The following is a 13,725-nucleotide window of genomic DNA, read 5'->3' on the forward strand; positions in this document are numbered from 1 at the left end:
ATCGCCGCGCTTGCAGTCGGTACAACGCTCCCCGCCATGGGAGTCGTACCCCGCCCAACGAGTAATGGCACAGCGCTCGCAACCTCGGACATTCGGACACAGTCGTTCACGGCAGCGAGCGGTGTCCTCCCGGAAGTGGAGGCACATGGGGTGTTCACCGCGACAACTCCCGCCGAACTCTCTGCGATGCAGGCGGCAACTGCTGCGGCGGAAAAGACGGGTATCGCATCCATCGCGAAACCCGGACAGGTGATCTATCCGATGCCATCCGGCTCCTACACGCTGACCGACGAATTCGGTGCGTCGAGACCAGGTCGCTCGCACATGGGACAGGATTTTGCAGCACCCATGGGGTCCCCGATCTACGCCGTCGCAGACGGCTGTGTCAAGATCTCGCAGCAAAGCTACCAGGGCTACGGAGAAGCCGTGGAGCTGAGCCATCCCCAACTCGGCAGCAACAACTCCCTTTCCTCGCTCTATGCCCACATGGAGTCTGGCTCGCGGGCCGTGCAAGTCGGGGACTGCGTCACAGCTGGCCAGTTCCTTGGCCGCGTGGGCAACACGGGATGGACATTTGGTACCGTCCTTCACTTCGAAGTGCGCATCAACGAAAACGCCATCGACCCGCTAGCTTGGCTCGAGGTGTCGCGCGTCAGACTTTGTGGCAGGACGATTGATTGAGTCCTGAGCGGAGTGTTTGACGATGGGTAGACCACCAGTGATCCCGGTGGAGAAGAAGACGAGGATCGTGCTGAGCATCCTCGCCGGCGAGATGACGATCGCTGAAGCGGCTCGGCGTGAGAAGGTCAGCGAGCAGTCGATCGGCCGGTGGAAGGCGGACTTCCTCGAGGCTGGCAAGACCGGCCTGGCCGCTGGCAAGACGGGGCCGTCGACCCGGGAGCAGCAGCTCGAGGCGGAGGTCGCCGATCTGACCCAGGCGCTGGGCGAGGCGGCCGTCGAGATTCGGGTGTGGAAGAAGAGTGCGGAGGGCCGGTTGGGCCCTTCGAGGACCTCGAGGTGATCCGCATGGAGGCGGGCATGTCGACCTCGAGGTTCTGCCGCCTGATCGACATGCCCGAACGCACCTGGCGGCGCTGGCAGGCCAAGGCGAAGCAAGACCGGCCGACGAAGGGGCCCTGGCCGCAGCCTGCAAGGGACGCCGCCCGCCCGCTGGTGACGGGGCATGCGTTGGCGAAGCCGGCGTGGGGGCATCGGAAGATCTGGGCGCTGACTCGGCACGACGGTCACAAGGTGTCGCAGGCGACCGTGCTGCGCCTGATGCGCGATGACGGGCTGATCCTGCCGTCGGAGTACCAGAAGCAGCGCCGCGAGCTGGCAAAGGAGCGGAAGGCAGCGTTCGCGCGGAACCCGACCGGACCGAACCAGGTCTGGCAGCTGGACTTCAGCGAGTTCGAGACCACGACCGGTGGGACCTGGCGGATCGCGGGGTGCCGGGACTGGTACTCGAAGCTCGAGTACCCGTTCCACGTGTCGCCGACCGCGAACCAGTACGACGCGATCGCCGCGATCGAACTCGCCCTCGCCGACTACGAGCAGATGTTCGAGCACCCGCTCGTCGACGAATGTCAGGTCGATGAAGAGACGGGTGAGGTGCTGCCGGTGGTGACGATCGTCACCGACAACGGCGGCCCGTTCCGGTCGCTGAACTTCGAGCTGTTCATCATGCGGCACCCCGAGCTGCGGCACGTCCGCACGAGGGTGCGCTCGCCCGGGCAGAACGGGTCACGCGAACGCGGGTTCGGGACGCTGAAGTACGAGCGATTGTTCCTCGATGAGATCCCCGACGCCTTGACGCTGATCGAACGCGCCGAGGACTACCGGGTCGAGTACAACACCGAGCGGCCGCACGAGGCGATCGCCTGGAACAGGCCGATGCAGGTGCACCTGGGCCTGGCCGACCCCACCATCCCCACCTTTGAAAGAGAAGAAATCCTGCCAACTACTTGACGCGGGACAGAGGCGAACGTGTTCTAACCGCTTCGAGATGCTCGTGTCGCCCACCTCGGGCGACGGAGGAGCTTGGACGGCGCGCGTCAGTCGCACGACACATCAGTTCCAGCCTCCCGCCGCCTGGATCATGAACGCGATCTGTTCCTTGCATTCGGTGCCCACACCGATCCGGGCGATCTCTGCCGCTGGGGATACGCCACGCCGCGCGACGTTGGTCAGGAACCAGGTTGTGGCGCGACGCGACGGCGCGCTCGACCGTTCGGCGTTCGCTCGTCATGCCGTGGTGTCCGCTAGGTAGGTCGAACCGCGGGACCTCGATCCGCCAAGTCGAGACCTACTGGGGGCGATGGTCTCGCTGATGATGCTCGCGCTCGCTGTTGTCGTCGTCGCCTCCCAGATCGCCGTCGTCGGCGCGCAGATCGGCTCGCTCTTAGGCGCCGTGCCCGCGTTCGTCCTCCTCGCCGTCATTGATCGCGCTCGGGACGTGCTCATCGGCCACATCGCTCGGCTGGACGGTCAGCGCCCCGACGACGAGTCGACGCGCGTGAACGTCGCGTTCCCTCCGGAGGAAGGTCTGGCGGGCGCGCTTGTCGCCGCCGTCGACCGTCAGCCCCCGGTCGTGCTGACCGTCCCGTACGCGCAGTCCTATCGGGCACTGACGACCTTGACGTCCAGCCGGCCGTCCTGCGTCTTCGCTCGTCCGCGGCGGCGCTGCGGACAAGACACGCCCTTTCGAATGAGTTCGGTTCTCGGTCCGGGCCTTCCGCGCCTACCTGCCTGTCAGGACCAGCAGGGAGGTAGCGGTGGAGATCAGCGAAGAGGTATCGGCGCGGATGGCGCTCGCCGCCGTGTCAGGGCCGGGCGATAGGACCGCCGGTGCGATCACCGCCCAGGTGGGACCGATCGAGACGCTCAGGCTGCTCCGCGACGCCTACGCCACACTCCCGGGTGTGGATGGGATGCAGGGTGAGTTGTGGCGTCGCCGGGTGGCCCCGCGCCTCCAGGGCGATCTTTCGCTGTGGCTGATGATCCGGACCAACCTACTCGGTCTGCGGGTACTCACTCCCGGTGCTGTGGGTTGGCCGAGCGGGCTCTCGGATCTCGGGGACGCCGCCCCGGTTGCGTTGTGGGCGCGCGGCAACGTAGAGCTGCTGACCGCGTCGCTGTCGTCGCGGTTATTGGTAGTGCGCGTTATTTGATTTGGCGCTATTTGGCGGACGGGGGATTCTGCACGACTTTCCGTTCTCGTCGCTTGGGAGAGCCGAGAGGATTTTCCGTGAGCTACAGGTACCGGCAGACCTGGTCCGCGCTGCACGAGTCGGGGTCGGGCTGCGCGGCGTCGTGCCTGAGCTCGGCGATGGTGTCTCGGAGCGCTGTGAGCTGGGCGATCTGCTGCTCGATCTCGGCGAGGCGCGCGTCGAGGAGATCGCGCACGTGCTCGCAGGGAGCAGCGCCGCCGTCGCGGATGTCGAGGATCTGGCGGATCTGGGCGAGGGTGAGGCCCGCGGCCTGGCCGCGGTGGACGAAGTCGATCCGGGCGGCCGTCTCGGGCGCGTAGTCGCGGTATCCGGACGGCGTGCGCTCGGCCGGGGGCAGCAGGCCCTGCTCCTCGTAGAACCGCAGCGTCTTCGCCGTCGTTCCCGCCCGCTCGGCGAGTTCCCCGATGCGCATCGCAGGCCCCCTTTTCTTTCGGCAGAAGCCTTCTTGACCTTCCCCTGCACTGGAAGGTCCAGTATGGCCGAGAAAGAAGAGAAACCCAAGTGACGGGAGCTGCGATGCCCACGAAGTACGACCTCGCCATCATCGGATCGGGCGGTGGTGCGTTCGCCGCCGCGATCCGCGCGACCACGCTCGGCAAGTCGGTGGTGATGATCGAGCGCGGGACGCTCGGTGGCACCTGCGTGAACACCGGCTGCGTGCCGTCGAAGGCCCTGATCGCCGCGGCCGACGCACGGCACTCCGCGGCCGACGCCGCCGACCGGTTCCCGGGGATCGCGACGACGGCGGGGCCAGTGGACATGCCCGCCCTGATCGCCGGGAAGCAGGCGCTGGTCGAGTCGCTGCGGGGCGAGAAGTACGCCGACGTCGCCGACTCCTGCGGTTGGGCCGTCCGCCGCGGCGACGCCGCGTTCGCCGGCACCCCCGACGCACCGGTCCTCCAGGTCGCCGGGGACGACGGGAGCACCGAGACGATCGAGGCCGGGCACTACCTGGTCGCGACCGGCTCTCGGCCGTGGGCCCCGCCGATCGACGGCCTGGACCAGACCGGGTACCTGACCTCGACCACGGCGATGGAGCTGACCGAACTCCCTGAGTCCCTGCTCGTGCTCGGCGGCGGCTACGTCGCCCTGGAGCAGGCGCAGCTGTTCGCCCGGCTCGGCTCCCAGGTCACCGTGCTGGTCCGGTCCCGGCTCGCGTCGAAGGAGGAGCCGGAGGTGTCCAGGACGCTGCAGGAGGTGTTCGCCGACGAGGGCATCCGGGTGGTCCGCCGCGCGCTGCCGACGCGGGTGTCCCGCGACGCCGCGACCGGGCAGGCCGTCGTCACCGCGGACGTCGCCGGCGGCCGGGAGGAGTTCCGCGCCGACCAGGTGCTCGTCGCCCTCGGACGACGACCGGCCACCGATGGGCTCGGCCTCGACAGGGTCGGGGTCAAGACCGGGGACCTCGGCGAGGTGGTCGTCTCCGACCGGATGCAGTCCTCCCACCCGCGGATCTGGGCCGCGGGCGACGTGACCGGCCACCCCGAGTTCGTCTACGTCGCCGCCCACCACGGCACCCTCGTCGCCGAGAACGCGTTCGCCGACGCCGATCGGGCCGTGGACTACGCCCGACTGCCGAGGGTGACGTTCACCGGCCCGGCGATCGGCGCGGTCGGGATGACCGAGAAGGACGTCGTCGCCGCCGGGATCCGCTGCGACTGCCGCGTCCTGCCCCTGCACCACGTGCCCCGCGCACTGGTCAACCGCGACACCCGCGGCTTCGTCAAGATCGTCGTGGACGCCGACACCGGGAAGATCCTCGGCATCACCGCCGTCGCCAAGGACGCCGGCGAGCTCGCCGCCGCCGGGGTCCACGTGCTCGGCAAGACGGTCGCCGAGGTCGCCGACGCCTGGGCCCCCTACCTGACCATGGCCGAGGGCATCCGGATCGCCGCCAAGGCCTTCACCACCGACCCGTCGCTCCTGTCGTGCTGCGCGTGAACGAACTGGAGGAACCCACGATGTCTGACCTCAGCATGCAACTGCCCGAGCGGCTCAGCCGACTGGGAGAGACCGGCCTGCTCATCCCGCTGCTGCGGCTGCTCGCCGACGGTGACCCCGTCACCGTCCAACAGCTGTCCGTGGCTGCGGGCCGCACGATCGACGAGGTACGGCTCGGACTGGCCGCGATGCAGGACACCGAGTACGACGACCAGGGCCGAATCGTCGGCCAGGGCCTCACGCTGCGCCCTACACCGCACCGGTTCACCGTCGACGGTGAGGAGCTCTACACCTGGTGCGCCCTGGACACCCTCATCTTCCCGGCCCTCCTCGATCGCCCAGCGCGCGTGGAGTCCGTCTCCCCGGCCAGCGGAGAGACGATCCGCGTCACCATCGATCCGGTTGCCGGTGTCACCGGCGTCACACCCCCGAGCGCCGTGGTGTCGCTGGTGAACCTGGAGCAGATCACCTCGATCCGCTCGGCCTTCTGCAACCAGGTGCACTATTTCGCCTCCGTCGACGACGCCACCGGGTGGCTCTCTGAGCATCCCGGTGCCGAGGTGGTGTCGGTGGCCGAGGCCTACCGGATCGGCAACGAGCTCACAACGAGCCTGCTCGACCTGCTTCAGGACGACACCCCGGTGGCCGACGACTGTCCCCGCTGCTGTTGACCCGCGACACAGAAGGATTCGAGAACGCTATGACCTCCAAACACGACGACCGAACGCGAGGCGGTGGCCTACTCCTGGGAGCCGGTGCCGTGCTCCTCATGACGATCTGCTGCGCGCTGCCCGTGCTCATCGCCGGCGGAATGCTTACTGGCATCGGCGGGCTCCTTCTCGGCAACCCGTGGGTGATCGGCGTGGGCATTGCGCTCCTCGCGATCGTGCTGCTCGTCGTCGTCCGCCGCCGAACCCGCCGCGGCCGTGTCGAACCTGACTGCTGCCCGCCCACCGAATCCGCTCACCGCACCGACCCGAAGGGCGAACAGAACCAATGATCAGCTCCCGCGCCCGTCGTTCGCTCGCCACCCTCCTGCTCGCAGGCTCGCTCATCCTGACCGCCTGCGGCACCGTTGATAAGGATCCCGTCTCTGCCGAGACTGCCACCGCCGCGACGGTGACCAGCATCGACGCTCAGCGGATCAGCCTGCCCGCCGCCGGGAAGCCCACCGCGGTGTTCTTCTTCTCCGTCGGCTGCGGCGAATGCGTCGGCGGAGTCCGATCCCTCGGTCAGGCGGCAGCCGCGGCCGAGGAGGCCGGCATCGATGCCCAGTTCCTCGCCGTCGACATGGATCCGCGCGAACCTACCGAGACCATTCAGAGGTTCATGGAGTACGTCGACGCCGTGCATGTCCCCGCCGCCATCGACGAGGGCGCGGCGCTGTCCCAGCGCTTCGGGGTCGCCGCGCTGTCTACACTGATCATCGTCGACAGTGACGGACAGGTGACCTTCCGCGCCACCGACCCCGACGCCGATACGATCGTCTCCGCGCTCCACAAGGCCGGGGCCTGAGCGATGGGCGGACTCCTCGCCCTTGCCTTCGCCGCCGGGATGATCGCCCCCGTCAATCCCTGCGGCTTCGCGCTGCTCCCGGCCTGGATCACCCATGCGCTGGGCGACGCCGCCTCTTCCTCAGCCCCGGTGCGCCTGCTGCGCGCCCTACGGGCCGGCCTCGCGCTGACGATCGGGTTTGCGGGCACGCTCGCCTTGGCTGGCGTCGCGGTAAGCGCCGGCGCACGGGGCCTGATCCAGGCCGCCCCAGCCCTCGGCCTCGCCGTCGGGATCCTGTTGGTGCTGCTCGGCGGGGCGATGCTAGCCGGACGCTCTATGTCCCTCCGGCTTCCCGGCATACCCGGCCGCGCAATCGAACGGCTGCCCAGCGCCGTGCGCATGGTCGTCTTCGGCGTCGGCTACGCCGCGGCCTCGCTGTCGTGCACCTTCGGCGTACTCCTCGCGGTCATCGCCCAGGCCCAGGCGACAGCCAGTTTCGTCGGGCTGCTCCTCGTCTTCGCCATCTATGCCGCCGGCTCCGCCACCGTCCTGCTGCTTGTCGCCGTGGTCGCCGCCGTAGCCGGTTCTGTGCTGTCCAGGCGGATCGCCGCACTGACACGATTCGTTCCCAAGGTCACCGCCGCCGTCCTGATCCTCACCGGCGTCTACCTGGCTTGGTACTGGTTTCCAGTTGTCGTCGGCGATGCCCCTTCCGCAGGGCGCACCGACGTCGCCGCTGTCTCGGCGACGATATCGAACTGGCTCCAAAGCAACACCGGCGTCATCGCCGGCCTGTCTACCACCGTGGTGCTCATCGTGCTACTAAGCGGATTCCTTCATCAACGCCGTCGGAACTCCGGACGGAGGACCGAGGAGGACTGCTGCGACCCTCAGTCGACGCACTCTCCCGGGGACCGGCCGAGCGTGCCGACCGAGCGGCATTGAGCGGCTCCTGCACGTCAAGGTCATACGACGTGGTTGACCGGAACGACGAACTCGGACACCAGACGCCCTCCCACCCGACGCCGATCATCGGACACGGCGTGGGTGTTGTTCGTGGCCTATGTCGAAGGAGAGCGCGGCCACGATCAGGACGAGTTGACCGCCGAGCAGAATCGGTGCCGCCCGATTCTCACGACGTGACATCCCTGGAAACGTCATCGTCAGATTTCAGTGCAGGACGACTGGGAGGGGCATGCCGACGCGCTCGACGACCGCGGCGGCGTAGGCGGTGCTGTTCGCGCCGATCGCGTTGGACCAGGCGATCGCGGAGGAGATGTCCAGGCCAGTCAGCCGGCTGAGAACGACGGGTGGGAGTTCCTGCGCGAGCGCTATCAGCGCGCCGGTGCGGGCAAGTCGCGGCGGGATGCCGGCAGCGCGGAGCCGGGTATTCAGCGTGTCGGGGGCCATGTGATGCCCGGCCCGGGTTCCGGGATAGACCCACTCCTGTTCGATGCTCTCCACGAACATGCGAGGCGCGGTGCGGTTGCTGGCGGCTCCCGCGGCCGCCGGCGCGAGCTCGGCGGGGAGCACGAGAGGTTCCTGGCCGAGGCGGACGACCACGGCCTGGTCCGTGACGGTGACGTCTTCCGCGCGCAACTGGACGATCTTCGCCGCCCGGACGCCGAACATGAGCATCAGCCCCGCGGCGAGCTTCGTGTGCGGGTTGATGGACGGGTCGGAGGTGACATCGGCGAGCAGCCGCCAGCGTTCCTCGTCGCTCATGGCTTGCGGGCTCAAGGCTCCTGATGGCGGGCGTGGAGCGGTGAGCGGTCGGGATGCGCCGGCCCGTGCGGTCCAGGTCAGGAAGTGGTGCAGGAACGGGCGTCGGCCGCCGGTGAGCCATTCATCGACATCCGCCTGGGTGAGGGACACGAGAGAACCTCCGCGGGTATGGATCCATTCCAGCAGTTCGATGATCCCCGCGATCTCGAGCCGCCGCCAGGACAGCTGGCCTGATCGGGACGGCATCGTGTTGCGGCGCAGTGCGCGCAGGTGTCGCCATCGCGCGTATTGGGTGACGGTGCGCTGTTCACCCGGGTCGGGGATCTCGGCAAGTGCGCTGTCGAGCCAGAGCTCGAACCGGGCGAGCAGCTCGTCCCGCGGTGGGAGCAGCCCGTGGTCGATGAGCACGGACCGAACCGCTCGGGTCTGATACTCCGAGCCGGCCTGGTCGAGGTAGGCGTGAGTGCGCAGGGATGGGGCGGTGAGCACTCGGGTGATCAGCGTGCAGGCGACGGTGCCGCGTTCGAAGGCGTAGACGATCTTCGACGGAGCACCCTGGAACCACCGCTCTCGCAGATGCGCGATGCGTGCATCGGAGGCGGCGAGCTCGTCGGGCACCATCTCCCGGATCATCTGATCGGCTCGGCAACGGGGGCAGAGCTTCGCGATCAGCCGTGTGATGGTCCCGCAGCTGGTGCAGGGGCGGAACGACTCCGGTTGGCGGGGATAGCAGAGCGGGCAGAACGGCCGGCCCTCGATCCGGCCGTTCACTATCCGAGCGTCTCCGCAGCTTGTGCAGGTCTCGATGATCGGCGGAACGCAGGCCCAGCAGAGATAGCCGGAGCCGTCTTCGGTGCGCTTGTGGCGCAGCCGGACCTCCCCGCAGTTCACGCAGGGCTGGCGAGGGTTGGAGCACTGCTCGCAGGCGGCGCGCGCGGTTCCCGGCCAGCGGCATTGCCGCTCGTTCCCGCAGATCGTGCAGGTGTCGACGCTGGCCTTGTCGGAGCAGGGTTTGCAGATCGCTTTCTCGCTGCCGTGGAACAAACAGGGCGCAAGCTCCCCGCAGTCCGTGCAGGTGTCCAGCCGGGAGGAGCTCCGACACGTTGAACACAGCGGGCCCTCCGGGCTGCGGTAGGCGATCAGTCGATGGTTGCCGCAGCTCACGCAGACGGCGTTCTCGTCGGGGAGCTTGTTCGTGCAGCGTTGGCAGAGTCGCCGCCCGTCGGAGAGCACCCGCTCCAGGTTGGTGACGTCGTCGCAGCCATCGCAGGGGGCATGGTGCGCGATCCGGTAGCAGCGTCGGCAGCTCACTCGTCCCTCGACGCGTTCGGTGAGCGTGCGCGTGGTGCCGCAGCCTCCGCAGCGTCGTTCGGGCAGACGCGCGCCGTCCGCGTGGAGAAGGTCGTAGAACGTGCCGAACAGCACAGAGCCCGCGGCCGGGTCGGAGAACCACTCCGCGCCGTGGGCCTGCAGCTCGAGCATCAGCCGCACTCGGCGGTCCCTCCCGTCCGCCGCCATCTGCTCCACCGCTCGAAGGATGGTCGCGGTCGCGACACGGCGATGGCGGCGGACTTGCTCGACGATGCGCTCGGCCGCTTCGGGTTTCATGTCGACCCAGCATCGTTTGCAGTACGCGCTCTCACCGGGCCCTGTCTGCACGCGGCGGGTGTGCCCGCAACGATCACAGAGTTCGCTCCTGGAAGCGAGACGGCGACCGCATGGAGCGCAGATCCGCCCGGTCGGCGTGCGCTGCAGCAGCTTCCGCAGCCCGCCGCAGTGTGCGCAACGCGGCGGTCGGACAGTCCGCGCTCCAGCCTCGTGGAGGCGAAGCAACAGACTTGCCAGAGCCGGCGTGGTCTGCGGATCCGCCGCGGTGAGCAGCCCGGGTGCCTGCGTGACCAGGTCGAGCGTCCGGCGGGCAACCGGCAGCTGCCGGAACGAGCCGTACACGATCTCGGCGATCCGCTCACGCGGAAGAGCCTGCTCGACGGCGGCGATCTGCGTGGTCAGCGCGGCGAAGACCGGGTCAAGCATCCGGCGGGAGAATCTGCGCCCTACGCGGCTTCAGGCCCGACTCCCGGAGTCGGTTCGTCGCCGAATCGCCCCGCTCCGGCCCAGGATCGGTCGTCCCGGTCGCTGCGACCGCGCTGCCGAGGACCACCCGCGGCGCGAGCTCCTCGAACGTGCAATCGAAGATGTCCAGCAGCGCGACCAGCGCCTGCATGTTCATCCGCTCCGGCTTCTCCGCGGCGAGCCGATATACCTGGCTCGTCGACAAGTAGACGCCCCGCTCTTCCAGCAGCGGGACCAGCTTCGTCGTGGAGAACATTCCCGCCGCCGCCATCACCTCCCGAAGCCGCCACTCAAACCCGATCAGTCTCATCGCCCGCTCTCTTCCTCATCGCGCGGCCTGTGCCGCGTCTTCTCGATCGCCTGACTCATCATCGTGTTCATGTAGTCCGCGCTCACGCCCGTATAGATCGCCGTCGTCGACTGGTGCAGGTGCCCGACCTGACGTTGCACGAACGCGGGATCGACCCCGGACTCGATCAGGTGGGTCACGTAGGAATGACGCAGCGCGTGCGGCGTCAACACCTCATCCAGCCCCAGCGCCGTCCGGTAGACGGCGAACCTCGACGCCAGCTCCCGCGTGCGCAGCCTCGTCCCGCGTTCCGAGACCCAGAGCGCCGGCGACCCGTCCCGGACCATCAACGGACGCACCTGCTCGACATACTCCTGAAGAGCCTCAACCGCCCAGCCGAACAACGACACGACCGCCCGCCGTTTCGGCGGCCCGCCCCGCGACGACTTCCCGTGCCGGATCTGCATCACACCGAACTCCCCGAACTGTGGAGCCTTCGAATTCCTGTAGAAGTCGGTCACATCAAGCCCAACCGCCTCGCTCGCCCGCATCCCCCATGCGTAGACGACCTTGAACAGCGTCGCGTCCCGGAACGCAGGCAGAGCACCCTTGCGGCGCTCGTCCAGCAACCGCGTCACCTCGGCGTCAGCATGATCCAGCAAGCGCTGCAGCTCCGACCGCGTCAACGGGCGTCGCCCCGGCTTGCCCTCGTAATCCTGCTGGTGCGCGAGCGTGTTCCATTCATGGCAGACCTGAACCGGGTGCGTCCCGAAACGCTCCATGCACTCGTCAACCCAGCCGTAGTGCGGCGAGCAGATGTAATCGCAGAACGCGCGCACCGCCCCCTGGTACGACCGGATCGTCGACGCTTCGACCTTCCGTTGCGACACCAGCAGCGCCATCCACTCGTCAAAGTCGCCCGCGGACCACTCCCACGGCTTCTTGCCCGCGTACGACTCGAACCTCCGGACCACGCCCAAAGCGCGCGACACCGAATCCTCCTTGAGATGTCGGCCACCGATCTGCTGCATCCGCCAGCCCTCGATCATTGCCTCAAACACGGCCTCATGAGCGTTGAGGAACGACACCCCGCCCGCAAGATACAGCGACGACGCACCGTGTGGAACTCGTCCCATCAACCACCCAATCCATCCACATAAAGCGCTAATCGTGCATTAGATGCGAATCTATCAGCCCGTCAGACCTCGTCGCGCGGAAAATCGCGGGGCTCTCGAAACGACCGATAGCCTTTCTGACGCAGACGCCCGTTCGGATCTCGCATCTGATGCAATACCGCGGGGAACTCGGCGTCAAGGCGGTCTCCTCGTCATATGAGCTGTACGGCGACATGAGCCGAAGGACGATGAATCATCGCGTGTTGCAGTGAATGCAACTGTTCACGTTTGCAAACGACGCCTATTCGTCTTGTTCGGTGCCGAACTGCTCTGACCATAACAGCGCGATCTTGCGGATGCCGAGTCCTGAGTTGACATGGTGATGCACTGTCCCATACTTTGTTGCATCTAATGCAAGACTTTGGGGCTTCTCCAGCGGCGCTTCGACTGATCACTTCAGCTTCGAACGTCGCGCTGGCGAACCCTGAGGAGCAGGTCTTCAACGCGATGATCGAGGGCTGGCGGAACCAGCAGTTGTCACGGGGGCTTCGTGATCAGACGATCCGAAATCGGACGGCGACGGTGACCCGGTTCCGTGATTTCGTGGACAAGCCGCCGTGGAGATGGACGGTGGCGGATGTGGATGAGTTCACTGCGGAGTCCGGTGGCCGGACTCGGACGCTGTCGACGATGCGCGCCAATCATGGGTCGATCCGTGGGTTCTGTGACTACCTCACGAACCCGTTGTACGACTGGATGGAGATCTGCGATCGCGAGTTCGGGGACGTCCCCTCGCAAGTGTGTCTGCCGTGGAACACAGTGGCGCACCGGTTCGAGTTCGAAGGCGATGGGAAGCGTCGCCCGTTCACGTATGACGAGGTGGAGCGCCTGTTCGACACGGCCGACGCCCGCGTTGAGCTGCTCGTGGCGTCGGGCCGCAAGGGCGCGCTCGGCGCGCTGAGGGATGCCCAGTTGCTGAAGACGGTGTACGCGTTCGGTCTGCGCCGCACCGAGGCGGTGATGCTCGATACCGTCGATCTGCACCACAACGCGAAGATGCGCCAGTGGGGGCGCTTTGGTGCGATCCATGTGCGGTGGGCGAAGGCCGCGGGCGGCGGCGCACCACGACGGCGCACGGTGCTGCTGGTGCCGGAGTTCGATTGGTGGGTGCCCGGCATGCAGCAATGGCTCGAGCAGGCCCGGGAGCGCTTCGCGCCCGGAGATGACCTCGACGCGCTCTGGGTGACCGAGCGCCGCACGCGTCTGTCCGCCGGTTATCTCGACCGAAGATTCGCGGAGCTGCGGGACGAGGCCGGCCTGTCGAAGGATCTGACGCTGCACAGCCTCCGGCATTCCTATGTGACGCACCTGCTGGAGTTCGGCTACGCCGATCGATTCGTCCAGGAGCAGGTCGGGCACATGCACGCGTCGACGACCTCGATCTACGCCTCTGTCAGTTCGGACTACAAGAACCGGGTGCTCGCCGAAGCCCTGAAGGCCCTCATCGAAGGAGAAGCTGATGACCATTGAGCTCGATACCGGATGGAACCTGCGCAGTGTGATGGCCTCGCGCGGGATCTTCCAGACCTCCAAGCTGAAGCCTCTGCTCGAGGACCGCGGCATCGACCTGTCCCGAGAGCAGGTGTATCGGCTGGTGACGCAGCCACCCCAGCGGGTGCGTCTCGACGTCCTCGCTGCTCTGTGCGATGCGCTGGAGTGTTCACTCGACGATCTCGTGACGATCACTCGCCGGGAGGCCTCGGCCCCGGTTGCCGTGGGCGAAGAAGCGACGCGCGGGTCGATTGGCGATCTCCGCCCCGTTCGCGCGACGATCCGCCGGCCGCGGACGAAGTAGCCG

General features: G+C 67.5%; 15 protein-coding genes. 11 read left to right on the forward strand and 4 right to left on the reverse strand.

Features of this window, described 5'->3' with window-relative positions:
• The first annotated feature begins 150 nt into the window (after positions 1-150).
• From ACYQ1L_RS10695 to ACYQ1L_RS10710, 4 genes are all read left to right on the forward strand, one after another.
• Positions 151-681, forward strand: coding sequence for a M23 family metallopeptidase (locus tag ACYQ1L_RS10695; protein WP_460004138.1), 531 nt, complete (start codon positions 151-153; stop codon positions 679-681).
• 22 nt (positions 682-703) lie between these two features.
• A complete protein-coding gene (locus tag ACYQ1L_RS10700) occupies positions 704-1,021 on the forward strand; it encodes a transposase (RefSeq protein WP_460002273.1) in 318 nt (105 codons plus the stop codon).
• Positions 1,022-1,026: 5 nt separating this feature from the next.
• The gene (locus tag ACYQ1L_RS10705; protein WP_460005739.1) at positions 1,027-1,968 is read left to right on the forward strand and encodes a transposase; all 942 of its coding nucleotides are present in this window, start codon (positions 1,027-1,029) and stop codon (positions 1,966-1,968) included.
• Between the two features lie 806 nt (positions 1,969-2,774).
• Positions 2,775-3,170: a hypothetical protein gene (locus tag ACYQ1L_RS10710; protein ID WP_460004139.1), complete on the forward strand. Its 396-nt coding sequence runs from the start codon at positions 2,775-2,777 to the stop codon at positions 3,168-3,170.
• A gap of 82 nt (positions 3,171-3,252) precedes the next feature.
• Here the strand turns inward: ACYQ1L_RS10710 and ACYQ1L_RS10715 are convergent, their stop codons facing one another.
• On the reverse strand, positions 3,253-3,642 hold the full coding sequence (locus ACYQ1L_RS10715) for a heavy metal-responsive transcriptional regulator (protein ID WP_010155367.1): 390 nt from the start codon (positions 3,640-3,642) through the stop codon (positions 3,253-3,255).
• A gap of 104 nt (positions 3,643-3,746) precedes the next feature.
• On the opposite strand from ACYQ1L_RS10715, the gene merA reads away from it, so the two are divergent.
• Genes merA through ACYQ1L_RS10740 form a run of 5 tightly spaced genes read left to right on the forward strand, consistent with a single transcriptional unit; the run spans position 3,747 to position 7,610 of the window.
• Positions 3,747-5,171 (forward strand): mercury(II) reductase, encoded by a 1,425-nt coding sequence (gene merA, locus ACYQ1L_RS10720; protein ID WP_460004140.1) that lies wholly within the window; start codon positions 3,747-3,749, stop codon positions 5,169-5,171.
• 20 nt (positions 5,172-5,191) lie between these two features.
• A complete protein-coding gene (gene merB / locus ACYQ1L_RS10725) occupies positions 5,192-5,842 on the forward strand; it encodes an organomercurial lyase MerB (RefSeq protein WP_010155369.1) in 651 nt (216 codons plus the stop codon).
• A 29-nt stretch (positions 5,843-5,871) separates the two neighbouring features.
• Complete coding sequence (locus ACYQ1L_RS10730; RefSeq protein WP_006947549.1) at positions 5,872-6,171, forward strand: hypothetical protein; 300 nt, start codon at positions 5,872-5,874, stop codon at positions 6,169-6,171.
• A complete protein-coding gene (locus ACYQ1L_RS10735) occupies positions 6,168-6,686 on the forward strand; it encodes a TlpA family protein disulfide reductase (protein WP_006947551.1) in 519 nt (172 codons plus the stop codon). The genes ACYQ1L_RS10730 and ACYQ1L_RS10735 overlap by 4 nt, the downstream gene beginning before the upstream one ends.
• 3 nt (positions 6,687-6,689) lie before the next feature.
• Complete coding sequence (locus ACYQ1L_RS10740) at positions 6,690-7,610, forward strand: cytochrome c biogenesis CcdA family protein (RefSeq protein WP_006947554.1); 921 nt, start codon at positions 6,690-6,692, stop codon at positions 7,608-7,610.
• Between the two features lie 225 nt (positions 7,611-7,835).
• Here ACYQ1L_RS10740 and ACYQ1L_RS10745 read toward each other — a convergent pair whose 3' ends face one another.
• The 3 genes from ACYQ1L_RS10745 to ACYQ1L_RS10755 all read right to left on the reverse strand — a co-directional run bounded on the left by ACYQ1L_RS10745 (position 7,836) and on the right by ACYQ1L_RS10755 (position 11,840).
• Entirely contained in the window at positions 7,836-9,998 is a 2,163-nt protein-coding gene (locus ACYQ1L_RS10745; protein WP_460004141.1) for a hypothetical protein, read from the reverse strand.
• Positions 9,999-10,416: 418 nt separating this feature from the next.
• Positions 10,417-10,773: a helix-turn-helix domain-containing protein gene (locus ACYQ1L_RS10750; protein WP_010155374.1), complete on the reverse strand. Its 357-nt coding sequence runs from the start codon at positions 10,771-10,773 to the stop codon at positions 10,417-10,419.
• The gene (locus ACYQ1L_RS10755) at positions 10,770-11,840 is read right to left on the reverse strand and encodes a tyrosine-type recombinase/integrase (RefSeq protein WP_460004142.1); all 1,071 of its coding nucleotides are present in this window, start codon (positions 11,838-11,840) and stop codon (positions 10,770-10,772) included. Before ACYQ1L_RS10755 ends, ACYQ1L_RS10750 begins: the two co-directional genes overlap by 4 nt.
• A gap of 438 nt (positions 11,841-12,278) precedes the next feature.
• Between ACYQ1L_RS10755 and ACYQ1L_RS10760 the strand changes: the two genes are divergently transcribed.
• Positions 12,279-13,397, forward strand: coding sequence for a tyrosine-type recombinase/integrase (locus ACYQ1L_RS10760; RefSeq protein ID WP_460004143.1), 1,119 nt, complete (start codon positions 12,279-12,281; stop codon positions 13,395-13,397).
• Positions 13,387-13,722 carry a helix-turn-helix domain-containing protein gene (locus ACYQ1L_RS10765; RefSeq protein ID WP_056207187.1) on the forward strand — a complete coding sequence of 112 codons (336 nt, stop codon included), beginning with the start codon at positions 13,387-13,389 and terminating at the stop codon, positions 13,720-13,722. Before ACYQ1L_RS10760 ends, ACYQ1L_RS10765 begins: the two co-directional genes overlap by 11 nt.
• Positions 13,723-13,725 lie beyond the last annotated feature (3 nt).

The sequence above is a fragment of the Microbacterium xylanilyticum genome (assembly GCF_054654695.1).